Genomic DNA, 13,382 nt, shown 5'->3' on the forward strand with positions numbered 1-13,382 from the left:
TAGACCATATTTGTACCACTATATTCTAAAACACTGATAATCAATAACAGTTACACTTTGCATCGAATTACCAACGATTAGCATATATCATCAATGATTATTAAGGCGTTCATTTTGAACGCCTTTCTTTTTAGCCTTATAAGCGATGGTTATCGTTTATAGGGCTTTTTCAGCTCATTTTTGTACCGTATTTGTTGCTCGCTTGTTACTCTCCGATTTTAGGTCGGAAAGGTCGTGGAGAAAGTTGACTGTGGTTGACTATGATTGACGATAGTTGAACAAAATGGAGAAATAAACCTCTAAAAAGTAACGAATATGGCAACAAGTAAAATGAAAATCAAAAAGGTATGCGAGTGGTGTGGCACAACATTTTATGCCCAAAAGCTAACAACACGCTTCTGTTCTCATCGGTGCAATAATCTTGCATACAAAGAAGCGGTACGGCAGAAGAGAATACAAGAAGTAGAAACCAAAGTCCAAACGATCATCAGTGAACAACCCATATCCGATTTCAAGGATAAAGAATATCTAGCGTTCAAAGAAGCTGCGACTTTATTAGGGCTGAGTAAACAAGCCGTATATAAAATGGTATATGCCGGAAAGCTGCAAGCATTCCGCATCAGTAGCAGGTTGTCTTTTATCCGTAAAAAAGATATTGACCGGATGATAGAAGCTCGTCCTTATGAACAACGACATCCGAAGGACACTATTCCTATCACCGACTTCTACACCACAGCAGAAGTGAAAGAGAAATACCATGTAAACGAGTCATGGATATTTGTGGTAGCCAAGAAGAACAATATCCCTCGAACTTTCAATCGTGGCAAGACCTACTGGAGCAAGAAGCACATGGACGCTTACTTTGCCAAGAAAGCCCCAAATCCTGACATTACCGAATGGTATAGCACACAGGAAATGCAGGAAAAATTCAGTATGACCTTATCCACCATCTACTGTTTCGCTTCTAAGAATGCCATTCCGAAGAAGAAAGAGGGAATCATAGTGTACTATTCCAAGAAGCATGTAGATATAGCTAAGGGCATTGCAGCACCCGAAGAACCACAATATTATACGGTGGCCGAAGCAATGGAAAAGTTCAATCTTACTCGTGACCAGCTCTATCATTATGCGAAGTACCATAATATCCACAAGGTCAAGAAAGGCAAATACACGCTTATCTCCAAACTTGAATTGGATAAACTACTTGCCGCCCCAAAGATTGAATAAGTTATTTATCGGTGAATGTACCCACCATTGAATCACTCTATTCCTTTGCACCAAACAAATGTAAAACTCTAAATATTAAACAGTATGTCACACACGTGTACAAAAGTAACAGTTCGACAAAGAGCGATTAGGAATAATCGTATTTCCTTGTATCTGGATTATTATCCGGCAGTCCGTAACCCCGAAACGATGCAGATGAGCCGCAGGGAATACCTCGGTATCTACATCTATGCCCACCCCAAAAACGAAATGGAACGGGAGTTCAACAACGATATGTTGAACAAAGCAGAAGCAATCCGTTGCATCCGGGTACAATCACTCATCAATGAAGAATTTGGTTTCTTGGATAAGACCAAGCAAAAAGCCGATTTCCTCGCCTATTTCAAGAAGATGTGTCGGAACAAAGACCAGAAATGGCAATTCGTCTATCAGCATTTCTACAACTTCGTCAAGGGACAATGTACCTTTGGCGATGTAAATGTAGACTTATGCAAAAAATTCCGTGAATACTTGCTGAATGCCAAGCAACTCAAACATAGCAACCGACCCATATCCCTCAATTCGGCATCCGGCTACTACTCTACTTTCAGAGGATTATTGAAGATTGCCTATCGGGACAAATGGTTTTGTGAGAACATCAATGACTATCTTGATAAGATTGAGCCACAAGATGTGAAGAAAGAGTATCTGACTCTGAACGAAGTGAAGCAACTCGCAGCCACTCCTTGCGACATCCCCGTATTGAAAGCAGCCTCTTTGTTTGCTTGTCTGACAGGTTTACGCATCAGTGATATTCTAAACCTGCAATGGGAAGACTTCACTATCGCCCCCGACCAAGGCTATTGTTTACGTATCAGAACACAGAAAACCCAGACGGAAGCGACACTCCCCATCAGTTACGAAGCCTACGAACTATGCGGCACACCCGGAACAGGCAAGGTTTTCAAGGATTTGAAGCGAAGTATGATTAATTACCCACTGAAAAGCTGGCTCAAAAAGGCAGGAATAACGAAACCGATAACCTTCCACGGATTTCGTCACTCGTATGCCGTCATACAAATATCCTTAGGTACAGATATTTACACAGTATCAAAGATGCTAACGCATAAGAACGTGTCCACAACTCAAATATATGCCGATTTGGTCAATTCCAAGAAGCGAGAAACAGCCAATAAAATATCACTCAAGTAAATTGTAACTATGAAACGAGGAATCATAACCAACAAAGGGCTAGGCATCCATATTTCTGATGGCGAAGTATGGATGACCACTTGGGAACTTGCAGACTTGTTTTATACAACGGCTGGAGCTATCCATGCAGCAATCAAGAGAATCTTGAAAACCAATATTTTGAAGAGCCACGAAGTTTGTAAGTACATCAAATTGGAGAATGGGAACAATGCCGATGTGTATAATCTCGATATGGTTGTAGCCTTATCTTATCAAATAGACACCGGACATTCCATAGTATTCAGAGAATGGCTAATAAACAAAGTCGCTCATAATCAAGATTACAACATCCTTTTATATCTCAACAAGGGTACAAACCATACATTGTATTGCTAATAAGCTATATCTCTATACCCTATTGATTATCTGGATTGTTTCACCCCAAATGATGCAGATAATTTCTGTTTTTAAGATACACAAGTCTATTTACCCAACTATTTTCATTCAAAAACAAGAAATTTGCAATACGCTTATTATTAGGAGTGTAACGTGGTGAAAAGTGATGAAATATATCGTCAAAAGCCCATTAACAAGCAAAACTATGGATTTTCTCAAAAATTAATCCTATATATTTGCACACAAACGATTAATACATCTCACTATGGAACAGAGAAAGATAGAACATATAACATTGCATCTGATTGTTTTTGGTACAATCGCAATCATTGGTGTTTTAGCCCGTCAGACCGTACTTCACTATGGTTGGGACGAGTTCAGCAGCTACCTTATTCTTGTAGTATGCTCTATTGTCATTGGAGCAATCTATCTCAATCTGCAAATAGCATTCAGACAACTCCTTTCCCCAACAATAGAAAGATGCTTTATGAGATTTGAGAGCTATCGCAACAAAACGGTGGTAGCTGAAATTCCAATAGAACATCATGAAGTTATTGAAAGTGCAGCAGATATAGAATCTATCGTTTCAGAATCTGAAATCGAAAATGAAACTCCATCTGACACCACAGAAGAAGTTTCTACTCTCTCGCTTTCAGAATCCAATGAAGACAGTACAGAGCTTCCAAAGAATGAAGCCACATCTTCTATTATCAATAATACTCCCATAGAAGAATCCTGCCAGCCAACAGAATATGAGATATACCACGCTACCGCTATGGCTGAAAAAGAACGAGCATCGCAAAAAAAATTAGATAAAGTTCTCACATATATAAAACAAACTTTGGTTCTCTATCTTAACGAAACTGACCTTAATCGCTTATGTGGATATGTTACAGAATACTACCTATCAGATTCTTTGCCTAAAGTCGAACCTATAAAGGTAGATTCTCAATTAAAGACCATCGACATTATGCACTTTGGATGGAATATCGGTAAGGCATTCGGCAAACCACGTTTACAGACTGCCACATTTATAAAGAGGGTATTTGCCCATACCCTCAGTGATTCGGAAATATCTACCATTGAACGTAAAATGTCGCACACGGAATCCGTATGCAAGATTAAATTGGATAGGAGAATAGCATAAAATCACCACATATAATGACAACATAAATAGTCAAAGCGAACTTGATTTTTCAATTATTGACAAATACGCTTTTATTCCTTGTAGCTTATTCTTTATAGATTCGTGCGTTGAGAGTTGCTTGGATAGTATTGCTATCTTTTTTTTATAACCCAAAGGAGCAAGAAGTCGGTTGTTTTGGCATATTACACCTGTTATAATAGGATTTTTAGTTTGATAATGTGTCTTTTTGTGACTGATTCTGAATCCAGACTTTTTAATGATTGCAAGGAACTGAGGTACTAGATTTTTAAAATCAACTTTAGATGATAAAGTTATATCGTCAACAAACATTGAAAATTTAATATGATGCTCCTTTGCTAACTGGTCAATTTCCATGCCTATGGGTTTAAATACCAAATTAGCAATTAAAGTTGAGGTTGGAATACCTTGCGGAACTTGATATTTATGAGTAGTTAGTTTAGTTAATATTCTTGCTATAGCAGGCGTACAGCCCTCTCGAAGAAACATTTGAAAAACTTGCTTATGAGAAATTGATGAAAAAAATGACTTCAAGTCTGTCGTAAATATATATTTATTTCCTTGATGAAGACGAGCATTACGCACATTATTTTTCCTCAGAACACCACCATAAACATATTGAGGAATTTCAACTTGCTTTGACATAAAATCATAAAGACGCGTTTGAACCTCTTTTAGTTTTCCTTTAGACGAGTTTATTTGTCTAGTGGCAATTTCTCCACTACTATTCTTCTTTGGTTTGTCAGTAAACTTATTAAATTTTACTCTTTCAAAAGAATAATAATAATCTTCTATATGTGTCAACAAGTAATCCAACTGTTCCTTATTAACACCCAGTATATATAGTAAATATTTTTCGCTTGTTATCATCAAAAAAAAGAAATTAGAGAGTTGATTATAACAATTCAAAAAAAGATTTGCACCATTCTATCAAAGGCTTCATTGCATTTGATAATTGAATCAATGCCTTTATAAATTCAGCAATGGCTTTAATCCATTTTGCCAAATTTTTTATCTTCTTCTCCTGTGTTACAATCATTGGAGAACAATGGAGGGAATTTTTGTTAGCCTTCTTCCCTCTCTTTGAAGGCTTCTTCTTTTTTTTAGTCATAAGCATTTAATTTTAGTTCGGGCAATATTGCCACGTGCCTAAAATCAATATGACCTAACTAAAATATGCTTAGACATTGTCTTCCATTGTACTCTCTATTTTCACGTGCCTAAAAAATGGACACAAAATAATGAAGTAGATACGAATCTTACATATATCGACAATCGGAAATAATGAACGAACTATATGAGATGTTCTTATCTCCATTCTGCCATACTTCAAAACTATATCCGCCCCATTTTACCAATGACTTGGTGCGATTGCTCGCTTTAGGTTTTAGCATAATTTAGTCTCCAAAGCCTTCTCAGTCTATCAAAGAACTAATACTATGCAAAGATAGCGAAATCTTCGCAATTGTTCTACCAACTACATCAAAAAGTTATTCATCAGTTATATTTTGGTGAATGATTCCACCATTGAAACACCTGTTTCCTTTGCCGTCGAACAATTAAAAACGAGCGACGTATGCAAAAAGAAACAGTAACATTTGATAAGCTGCCCGAAGCGGTAGGTTATCTGACCGAACAGGTCATCGAGTTGAAAAGAATGGTGTCGGAACTTCAACTACCGGCATCAGACAAACATGTGTTGGTTGAAATTGAGGATGCTTGCCGCATCATCAGAAAAGCCAAACCAACCATTTATACATTGGTACGCAAAGGGCTGCTTCCTGCCTATAAGAAAGGTAAGAAACTCTATTTCTACGAGGACGAACTTCTAGCTTGGATTGAGAACGGGCGAAGAAAGAGTGCAGAACAGACCTATGAAGAAATGCTTGCCAATATGCAAGGCAGTGTTCGCCATAAGCCCAAATCGTCTGTGAAATTTTAATGGATATAGCTATGGATACATCTTCTATTAATCCGGCATCCATCATTGATGAAGCGGTTGATTTAAGTATGCGACTGGCTGGCACTGATTTCCCAATCAGCATATTCCCGACAAGAATCCAGCGCATCATCAGTGAGGTTCACGAATGCCATAACTACCCTACCGACTACATTGCCGCAGCTATCCTTACGGCAATAGCAGTCGGCATTGGCAACACGCATCTTGCCCAAATCAAGCAAGGCTGGGTAGAAAGTCCTATCCTGTATATGGCATTGATAGGAAGACCGGGAGCAAACAAAAGCCATCCGCTCAGCTTTGCTATGAAACCGTTTCTTGATTATGATTATCAGCAGAATCAAGTCTTTGAAAAGGCTCTTGCCAAATATGATGAGTTGATGAGTATGAGCCGTAAAGAACGTGCGGACAATGGTGAAGAGCAATTTCCACAGGAACCAGTCCGCAAACGTTTCTTGATTTCAGATGTAACGCCTGAGGGATTGAGCCTTATTCATGCGCAAAACAAACGAGGTTTATGTTTGTGGGCTGATGAATTGTCTGCTTGGTTCAAGAATTTCAACCGCTATAACAACGGTTCGGAAGAACAATTCTGGCTGTCGGTATTCAGTGCCAAGACCACCATATCTGACCGTAAGAACGCCAAGAGTTCCATTTTCATCAAGCGACCGTATATCTCGGTTATCGGCACTATTCAAAAGAAGATTATAAGTGAGCTGGCTAAAGGTGAACGATCCAGCAATGGATTCATCGACCGCATTCTGTTTGTGATGCCCAATCTGCAACAGAAAGCACGTTGGAATGACAAGGAACTGCCGGAGAATATCGAGCAATAATGGAATACCATTATTGACAAGCTGATACAACAAGAGTATGCCCTCAATGAGTTGGGAGAAATAGAACCGCATATTATTCTCTTTACAGAGGATGCCAAGAGACGGCTTTACGAATGGCAGCACCATTTCTCAGAGTTATGCGACCGAGAGACAAACGACACAATCGTGAGTATCTATTGTAAGCTGGAGATATACATCATCCGCTTCTGCCTGATTATCCAATTAGCCCGATGGACTTGCGGAGAATGTGATAAAACCCACATCGACCTGTTGACGGTGGAACGAGCCATCAAACTAACAGAGTATTTCAAAGAATCCGCATTGAGCGTTCAAAACATACTCAATGAAAATGCGCTCAACAACCAGCAACTGGCGATAGTCAATCTGCTTCCTCCAGCCTTTACAACCGCCCAAGCTATACAAATAGCCGAGCAGAACGGAATGAAGGAGCGCACATTTCAACGCTTTCTCAATGACAACATCGGGACTTTGTTCAGCAAAGAGAAGCATGGAGAATATTCAAAGATTAACCCGTGACATTTTTGTCGGTATTGACACTATCCAAACGAAAACGACAATAACGACAAAAATGACACACCCAAAAAGAGACATACAATGAGTACACATAGATTCATATTAGAACCCTACAAAGGTGTCAGCACTCGGCATACTTGCCCGAACTGTCACCGCCAAAGATGTTTTTCCAAGTACATTGATACGGAGATGCAAATCCAGTTCCCTGAGTACGTGGGGCGTTGTGACCATGAGCAGAAATGCGGTTATCACTTCACGCCTCGTGATTACTTTGAGCAGAACCCGTATGAGAAAGACAAGTTTGCGGAGAAGGAGAATAGTTTCAGAAGCTATGCCCCTATTAAGGAAGCGCAACCAGTAGCCACCTCCTACATGGATTTGGATATAGTCAACCAATCATTACGAGGCTATTCTGCGAACAAGTTATTTCAGTTTCTATCGACCCAATTCGGAGAGACGGAAACATTGAATCTTATGAAGAGATACAAGGTTGGTACATCCAAGTATTGGGATGGTGCAACCGTATTCTGGCAAACGGACAATCAGAGTAAAGTCAGAACTGGTAAGATAATGCTTTATAATTCCGAAACGGGTAAGCGGATAAAAGAACCATACAATCATGTTACGTGGGTGCACTCCGTATTACACAAAGATGGTTACAATTTGAAGCAGTGCTTCTTCGGTGAGCATCTGCTTTCCGAAGACAAAAGCCGTCCAGTTGCGCTGGTCGAAAGCGAGAAAACGGCAATTATTGCATCTTACTATCTGCCGCAATTCCTATGGATAGCATCAGGTGGAAAGAACGGTTGCTTCAATGTCAACAGCCTATCCGTTCTGGCAGGAAGAAGCGTTGTATTATTCCCTGATTTAGGTGCAACTGACTATTGGAAGAGCAAAATCAGCCTGATGAAAAGCTGCGGTATTGAAGTACAAATGTTCGATTATTTGGAAGCCAACGCTACCGAAGACGAACGCAAAGAGGGGTACGACATAGCTGATTATCTACTCAAAGTGAAGCCTGACGAAGCCATTCTTCAACAAATGATGAGGAAGAATCCTGTCTTGAAAACACTGATAGATACATTCGATTTAAAGCTCATCAGCGTACAACAAGGCACTCCACAACCGAAGGTTTTACCACCCAAGAAGCGAAGATTCAGACTTTGAACACAGGGAGAAGAATCGAGAGACTTTTTTACTGTAGCAAGTTAATGTCGGTGTATTACATTCCCCGACCACTTGCTCCTCAAAAAGTCTGAGGAGGCGGCTCCCGATGGTCACACATTATTCACTAAAAACAGATTCAAATGGAAAAGAAATATACAGTAACACTCCGTCTGTCATATCAGCAATACGCATGGCTTGGTGCGCTTTGCAGACGGAGCAAGCAGACTCAAAGCGAAGTGATCCGTTCGCTCATCGAAAACGGTTCGGTACGTGAACGAATCACGCAAGAGCATATTCACATCATCCGTCAACTGATTGGCGAAAGTACCAATCTTAACCAGTTGGCAAGACAGGCAAACACCTACGGTTTCTTCGCCGTAGCTGACAGATGCAAGGAAATGGCTCAGCACATTAACCTACTTATAAAACGTTTGAAAGATGATAGGTAAACAGACTAAAGGGACATCGTTCGGTGGCTGTGTTAGCTATGTTCTCAAAGAGGAGAAATCCAAATTGCTGGAAGCAGTTGGAGTAGAAGGTACACCCGAACAGATTGCGGAGCAATTTGAGTTACAATCGCTACTCAATGATAAGGTAAAGAATATTGTCGGACATACTTCGCTCAACTTCTCACCGGAAGATAGCGAACGCTTGAAACATGATGATGAACTGATGTTGCAAATTGCCCACGACTACATGAAACTGATGGGGATCGAAAATACGCAGTACATTATTGCCCGGCACATCGACCGTGAACATCCGCATTGCCACATCGTCTTTAATCGAGTGGACAATGACGGCAAAACGATTAGCGACAAGAATGACTTTCGCAGGAATGAGAAAGTTTGCAAAATGTTGACCGCCAAATATCGCTTGCATTTTGCCAATGGTAAAGACCATATCAAGGAAGAACGATTGTGCCCTTATGACCGAGCAAAGCATGAGATATACAAAGCGTTGAAAGAGGAACTGTCCCAAGTTCAAAATTGGGCTGACTTAAAGGATGCACTTGACGACCGAGACATTGATATGAAATTCAAGGTCAGCCGAACTACACGGAAAATACAGGGTGTAAAATTTGAGTACAACGGTTTTTCTTTCTCCGGCTCTAAGATTAGCCGAGAGTTCAGCTACTTGAATATCGACAACCGACTGGAAGAAAATGCTTGTGCATCCTTGTTTGAATCACCCAAACAGGAATCCAGACATAAGGAAGATAATGTACAACAAAGCGTTTCCCATTCCGATGATGGTTCAAGCATCAGTCTCGGCTTGCTAAACGGCAACTCGTCGTACGATGCCACTGCCGCAGAAGAAGCCGAGTTCAATCGCCTGATGAAAAAGAAAAAGGCTAAGCGTAAGCGAGACTTTCATTTATAATCCACTTATTATTAGCACTTTAAATTCAATTATTTATGGAAGATTTGATTCTTGATTTCAATCTCTACTTGTGTGAGAAGTTTGGCTACAGAAACAGTTGTAGCGTGATGCAAAATGCCAATGGCTTTTGTGTGAACATCAGTGAACGTGATCTGGACTGCTACATCCGCTTCTGGGAGTATAGTTGTGGAAGAGGCAATTTCCCCGACTGGTCTATCATCATTGTGCGCAGTAACTTCAAGAAGAACCAAGAAGAAAGCCTGAAAGATTTGGCTCGCTTCTTCAAGGAGTACATGCCACGCTACGGTTACAAATACCTCTGTACCGAAGGTGATAACTACAAGTATTATCAGACACTCGGTTTAAAGCTCATCTATCGAGGATTCTTTGACCAAAACAATTATGGATTGCCGATGAAGGACTTAAATGTCTGACACATCGTTTAAAATTGAGGAGGGGACTTTTCCTCTCCTTATTTACCGATAAATCAGAATTTACCGATACCTGACCATTCATTAGAAGTGGTAAAAGTTCATTGCGTTGCTTAATAAGCTGTTCCGTTTTAACCAAACGCTTAAATTGTTCATTAAACATAGGAGCTACAATTGACACAAACCTATTTATTATAGTTAATTCTTTTGCAAATTTAAAGTCAGCTAAGTCACCTAATACAATATAAGGAATGGACGACCCATGTTTACCCCCACTGAAAACTGGCTGAAACATATATCGAAGCGTATAATAATAAAATGGCATCCATGTGTCAGATTCAGATTTGAGGACACAAGCATACGTTCTTTGGTATAAATCAAATTTGCCATTAAAGTAGCCAACCCTACCTGTGTAAGATCCATTTCCTGAAACTAAGACAACCTCCCCATCATACATATATTCATTAGAAGAAATTGGCTCTGGTGCACATGAAAAGAACTTATATGGACCAGGTATTGCTTTAGACACATCTTTTTTACCCGTAAAGATATTAAGAGCAGACTTAATATCAGAACAAGACCACCCTTTCGGAATATCTCTTCTCAATTTCTCATTCCACACCATTTCACCACCGCTACTTTTATATGGCTTCCCCTCTTCATTCGGAAAATCAAACTGCACAAACCAATAATCGTAGAGCTGCTTTGCCATCGCTTCTAAATTCTGATTTATCAGCCTCTTATATTATATATAAGAACAAAATTATCAGAATTATGAAAGAGAACATCATTCAGGCGATAGTTGCGGAAATGCAGCGTGACTTAGATTGCCGACAAATGGCACGGCTTAAAGCTGTGCTTACATCAGAACTGCATAATGTAGAAATCATTGAAAAGAGCGATTGCGCCACACAGCAAACGCAGGAGAATGAACATCTTCTTAACTCTTTTATATCAGCCAAAAAGATAGAGGGATGTTCAGATAAGACATTAGCTTACTACCGTAATACCATTGAACGGTTGTTAGTCACGCTTTCATTGGCAATTTGTCACATTACGACAACAGATATTCGTACTTATCTATCAGATTACCAAGAAGAACACCAATCGAGCAAAGTGACCATTGACAATATGCGACGCATCTTTTCCAGCTTCTTTGCATGGTTGGAAGATGAAGATTATATAGCCAAAAGCCCGGTAAGACGCATTCATAAAGTTAAGACAGATTCACTTGTAAAAGAGGTGCTTTCTGACGAGCAGTTGGAGCAACTTCGAGATAGTTGCACAACCAAACGAGATCTTGCTATTATAGACTTTCTTTCATCCACGGGCATTCGTGTTGGTGAATTGGTAAAACTAAACCGTGAAGATATAGACTTCCACGAACGGCAGTGTGTGGTATTTGGAAAAGGGAATAAAGAACGTATTGTTTACTTCAATGCTCGAACCAAGCTGCACTTGCAACAATACCTCAATGGGCGTACTGACGACAATCCAGCTTTATTCGTCTCACTCCATTCTCCTCACACACGACTGACTATCAGCGGTGTGGAAATTAGAATCAGAAAATTAGGTCAATCACTTTCTATGCCCAAAGTTCATCCGCACAAGTTTCGTCGTACCCTTGCAACAATGGCTATCGACAAAGGTATGCCCATCGAACAGGTGCAGCGACTACTTGGTCATGTACGCATTGACACAACACTGCACTATGCCATTGTGAATCAAAACAATGTAAAGTTGGCTCATAAGAAATATTTGGGATAACTGAACCACAAGAATCTGCCTAAAAATGTGTAACTTTGCATCTAAATTTGGATGCAAATGAGAAAATATAAATTGGGAGACATTGCCACTGTTGAAATCAGTGGAGTAGATAAGAAAATCAAAGACGGAGAAAAAGAGATTCGTCTTTGCAACTTTGTTGATGTATATTACAACTGGGCTATTACCACAGCTCAGCATGATAGTTTTATGCTTGCTACCGCCCGTCCTAATGAGATTTCTAAGTTCAAATTGAAGAAAGGGCAAGTTGCATTAACCAAGGATAGTGAAACTCGTGATGACATAGGAATTCCTACTTATATTGCAGATGATTTTGATGATGCCATATTGGGCTATCATTGCGCTCTGGTTACTCCAAATAAGGATATTTTAGATGGACGTTATCTGAACGCTCTTCTGCATACGGACTATGCAAAGAAATATTTCGCTTGCAATGCCTCTGGAAGCGGACAACGTTATGCGTTATCCGTAGAAGCACTCAATTCTTTTCCTGTTCCAATAATCCCATTGCATGAACAGAAACAAATTGGCGAAATATTCTCTGCATTAGATAAAAAAATTGAGCTTAATAAGCGGATAAATCAGAATTTACCGATACTTGACCGTTCATATGATTACAGGTCGTAGTCTAAAAGCATTTTCATCTACTTCCATTTGGTACAACCTAATTTGCGGATTTAGTTCCTTGCGAATATGTTGAATTATTTTTTCTTTCTCAGTTTGTTCTATATTGACACCAAAATAGATAGACTCAAAGCATTCGCCTTTTAGTGGCATATAATGGTGTATTTCACGCCAATCCCATATTTCCTTGTTCTGTTCAGCTTGTTGTGGTGTAAAAGCAGCATACGCAGCATAGGGACTAGGCACGACTAATCTAACCTCCTGCTCATATTCCCATTCCTTTGCTTTTGTCCGCCATTGATAACTGGATAAATCTTTTGTGGTATGATATGCGTTAGGACGCTCTATTATATCCTGATATTGAACATCAAGAATAAGCGGTTCAAGATATATTGTACCAAACATTGGAGGAACAGATTCCATCACTTTGTCTATGTCAAGTCCTATGCAAACACCTTTGTGATTATAGCAATAATGACTCCACATTAGTAATGAATTATTAACTTTCGACAAGCTGCATAACCATGTATCATTGCGCAAATTGAGGGCATCATTTTCTTCTTTCTCTATCCACAATTCCTTAGGTATCCATCCCTGAAGTTTAGTATCAGGTACATTTGAGTAGTCGATTAGTTTTGGATGACAATCGAAAGGATCGTTCAGTTGAGACGCATTGGTGAATTGAAGATTCCGGTTTCCAATCATGCATT

The 13,382-nt window shown here is 39.7% G+C and carries 14 protein-coding genes and 2 pseudogenes; 12 read left to right on the forward strand and 4 right to left on the reverse strand.

The window, feature by feature from the left end; translation table 11 throughout:
- Positions 1–315: 315 nt before the first annotated feature.
- The 4 genes from NQ565_RS14600 (at position 316) to NQ565_RS14615 (ending at position 3,940) form a co-directional block, all read left to right on the forward strand.
- A complete protein-coding gene (locus NQ565_RS14600; protein ID WP_005652586.1) occupies positions 316–1,227 on the forward strand; it encodes a helix-turn-helix domain-containing protein in 912 nt (303 codons plus the stop codon).
- An 84-nt stretch (positions 1,228–1,311) separates the two neighbouring features.
- Positions 1,312–2,418, forward strand: coding sequence for a site-specific integrase (locus NQ565_RS14605; protein ID WP_040315542.1), 1,107 nt, complete (start codon positions 1,312–1,314; stop codon positions 2,416–2,418).
- A 9-nt stretch (positions 2,419–2,427) separates the two neighbouring features.
- On the forward strand, positions 2,428–2,793 hold the full coding sequence (locus NQ565_RS14610; RefSeq protein WP_005652581.1) for a hypothetical protein: 366 nt from the start codon (positions 2,428–2,430) through the stop codon (positions 2,791–2,793).
- Between the two features lie 265 nt (positions 2,794–3,058).
- The gene (locus NQ565_RS14615; RefSeq protein ID WP_005652572.1) at positions 3,059–3,940 is read left to right on the forward strand and encodes a hypothetical protein; all 882 of its coding nucleotides are present in this window, start codon (positions 3,059–3,061) and stop codon (positions 3,938–3,940) included.
- Between the two features lie 30 nt (positions 3,941–3,970).
- Here NQ565_RS14615 and NQ565_RS14620 read toward each other — a convergent pair whose 3' ends face one another.
- Positions 3,971–4,828, reverse strand: a complete 858-nt coding sequence (locus NQ565_RS14620; protein ID WP_005652570.1) for a reverse transcriptase family protein — start codon at positions 4,826–4,828, stop codon at positions 3,971–3,973.
- A 25-nt stretch (positions 4,829–4,853) separates the two neighbouring features.
- Positions 4,854–5,069, reverse strand: coding sequence for a hypothetical protein (locus tag NQ565_RS14625; protein ID WP_005795746.1), 216 nt, complete (start codon positions 5,067–5,069; stop codon positions 4,854–4,856).
- A gap of 465 nt (positions 5,070–5,534) precedes the next feature.
- Here NQ565_RS14625 and NQ565_RS14630 point away from each other — a divergent pair, with 465 nt between their 5' ends.
- The 6 genes and pseudogenes from NQ565_RS14630 (at position 5,535) to NQ565_RS14655 (ending at position 10,266) form a co-directional block, all read left to right on the forward strand.
- The gene (locus NQ565_RS14630) at positions 5,535–5,900 is read left to right on the forward strand and encodes a helix-turn-helix domain-containing protein (protein WP_005652563.1); all 366 of its coding nucleotides are present in this window, start codon (positions 5,535–5,537) and stop codon (positions 5,898–5,900) included.
- Positions 5,901–5,911: 11 nt separating this feature from the next.
- Positions 5,912–7,288 (forward strand): annotated as a pseudogene (locus tag NQ565_RS14635) (DUF3987 domain-containing protein).
- A gap of 78 nt (positions 7,289–7,366) precedes the next feature.
- Positions 7,367–8,452, forward strand: coding sequence for a DUF6371 domain-containing protein (locus tag NQ565_RS14640; RefSeq protein ID WP_040315537.1), 1,086 nt, complete (start codon positions 7,367–7,369; stop codon positions 8,450–8,452).
- A 140-nt stretch (positions 8,453–8,592) separates the two neighbouring features.
- Positions 8,593–8,901, forward strand: coding sequence for a MobC family plasmid mobilization relaxosome protein (locus NQ565_RS14645; RefSeq protein WP_004316509.1), 309 nt, complete (start codon positions 8,593–8,595; stop codon positions 8,899–8,901).
- Complete coding sequence (locus NQ565_RS14650; RefSeq protein ID WP_005652554.1) at positions 8,891–9,832, forward strand: relaxase/mobilization nuclease domain-containing protein; 942 nt, start codon at positions 8,891–8,893, stop codon at positions 9,830–9,832. The genes NQ565_RS14645 and NQ565_RS14650 overlap by 11 nt, the downstream gene beginning before the upstream one ends.
- 35 nt (positions 9,833–9,867) lie before the next feature.
- Positions 9,868–10,266, forward strand: coding sequence for a hypothetical protein (locus NQ565_RS14655; RefSeq protein WP_074713715.1), 399 nt, complete (start codon positions 9,868–9,870; stop codon positions 10,264–10,266).
- Here NQ565_RS14655 and NQ565_RS14660 read toward each other — a convergent pair.
- Positions 10,202–10,996: pseudogene (locus NQ565_RS14660) on the reverse strand (restriction endonuclease subunit S domain-containing protein); the annotation flags it as partial. The gene NQ565_RS14655 and the pseudogene NQ565_RS14660 sit on opposite strands and share 65 nt — an antisense overlap.
- Before the next feature lie 41 nt (positions 10,997–11,037).
- Here NQ565_RS14660 and xerA point away from each other — a divergent pair.
- The gene (xerA, locus tag NQ565_RS14665) at positions 11,038–12,030 is read left to right on the forward strand and encodes a site-specific tyrosine recombinase/integron integrase (protein WP_005652547.1); all 993 of its coding nucleotides are present in this window, start codon (positions 11,038–11,040) and stop codon (positions 12,028–12,030) included.
- Positions 12,031–12,087: 57 nt separating this feature from the next.
- Positions 12,088–12,675, forward strand: coding sequence for a restriction endonuclease subunit S (locus tag NQ565_RS14670; RefSeq protein WP_139168211.1), 588 nt, complete (start codon positions 12,088–12,090; stop codon positions 12,673–12,675).
- Here the strand turns inward: NQ565_RS14670 and NQ565_RS14675 are convergent.
- Complete coding sequence (locus tag NQ565_RS14675; RefSeq protein WP_231292973.1) at positions 12,655–13,377, reverse strand: DUF2971 domain-containing protein; 723 nt, start codon at positions 13,375–13,377, stop codon at positions 12,655–12,657. The genes NQ565_RS14670 and NQ565_RS14675 overlap by 21 nt on opposite strands.
- Positions 13,378–13,382 lie beyond the last annotated feature (5 nt).

The sequence above is a fragment of the Bacteroides stercoris ATCC 43183 genome, from assembly GCF_025147325.1.
GTDB lineage: Bacteria > Bacteroidota > Bacteroidia > Bacteroidales > Bacteroidaceae > Bacteroides > Bacteroides stercoris.

Coding starts and splice junctions, on each gene's coding strand:
- NQ565_RS14625 (WP_005795746.1), bottom strand. CDS start 5,069: ATGACTAAAAAAAAGAAGAAGCCTTCAAAGAGAGGGAAGAAGGCTAAC.
- NQ565_RS14650 (WP_005652554.1), top strand. CDS start 8,891: ATGATAGGTAAACAGACTAAAGGGACATCGTTCGGTGGCTGTGTTAGC.
- NQ565_RS14610 (WP_005652581.1), top strand. CDS start 2,428: ATGAAACGAGGAATCATAACCAACAAAGGGCTAGGCATCCATATTTCT.
- NQ565_RS14670 (WP_139168211.1), top strand. CDS start 12,088: ATGAGAAAATATAAATTGGGAGACATTGCCACTGTTGAAATCAGTGGA.
- NQ565_RS14620 (WP_005652570.1), bottom strand. CDS start 4,828: ATGATAACAAGCGAAAAATATTTACTATATATACTGGGTGTTAATAAG.
- NQ565_RS14675 (WP_231292973.1), bottom strand. CDS start 13,377: ATGATTGGAAACCGGAATCTTCAATTCACCAATGCGTCTCAACTGAAC.
- NQ565_RS14640 (WP_040315537.1), top strand. CDS start 7,367: ATGAGTACACATAGATTCATATTAGAACCCTACAAAGGTGTCAGCACT.
- NQ565_RS14630 (WP_005652563.1), top strand. CDS start 5,535: ATGCAAAAAGAAACAGTAACATTTGATAAGCTGCCCGAAGCGGTAGGT.
- NQ565_RS14600 (WP_005652586.1), top strand. CDS start 316: ATGGCAACAAGTAAAATGAAAATCAAAAAGGTATGCGAGTGGTGTGGC.
- NQ565_RS14655 (WP_074713715.1), top strand. CDS start 9,868: ATGGAAGATTTGATTCTTGATTTCAATCTCTACTTGTGTGAGAAGTTT.
- NQ565_RS14645 (WP_004316509.1), top strand. CDS start 8,593: ATGGAAAAGAAATATACAGTAACACTCCGTCTGTCATATCAGCAATAC.
- NQ565_RS14615 (WP_005652572.1), top strand. CDS start 3,059: ATGGAACAGAGAAAGATAGAACATATAACATTGCATCTGATTGTTTTT.
- xerA (WP_005652547.1), top strand. CDS start 11,038: ATGAAAGAGAACATCATTCAGGCGATAGTTGCGGAAATGCAGCGTGAC.
- NQ565_RS14605 (WP_040315542.1), top strand. CDS start 1,312: ATGTCACACACGTGTACAAAAGTAACAGTTCGACAAAGAGCGATTAGG.